Raw genomic sequence first — 538 nt, forward strand, 5'->3', positions numbered from 1 at the left:
CCAACGGCACGGCCGTGCTGGGCCTGGGCAACATTGGCGCGCTGGCCTCCAAGCCGGTCATGGAAGGCAAGGCGGTGCTGTTCAAGAAGTTCGCCGGCCTGGACGTGTTCGACATCGAAATCAACGAAACCGACCCGGACAAGCTGGTTGAGATCATTGCAGGCCTGGAAGCCACCTTCGGCGGCATCAACCTGGAAGACATCAAGGCGCCGGAATGCTTCACCGTCGAGCGCAAGCTCCGTGAACGCATGAAGATCCCGGTGTTTCACGACGACCAGCATGGCACCGCGATTTGCGTGTCGGCCGCGTTCATCAACGGCCTGAAGGTCGTGGGCAAGGACATCGACAAGGTCAAAGTGGTGACATCTGGCGCCGGCGCGGCCGCGCTGGCTTGCCTGGACCTGATGGTGGACCTGGGCCTGCCGCTGGAAAACATCTGGGTGACGGATTTGGAAGGCGTGGTCTTCGAGGGCCGCACGGTCCTGATGGATCCGGACAAGGCGCGCTTTGCGCAGAAGACCGACGCCCGCAAGCTGGC

Annotated in this window: 1 protein-coding gene; it reads left to right on the top strand. The window is 62.6% G+C overall.

Annotated elements, in window-relative coordinates:
* On the top strand, positions 1-538 hold a 538-nt coding region (locus tag HV753_RS31130), incomplete at both ends, for a malic enzyme-like NAD(P)-binding protein (protein WP_281370993.1).

The organism is Achromobacter pestifer, assembly GCF_902859625.1.
Lineage (GTDB): Bacteria > Pseudomonadota > Gammaproteobacteria > Burkholderiales > Burkholderiaceae_B > Achromobacter > Achromobacter pestifer.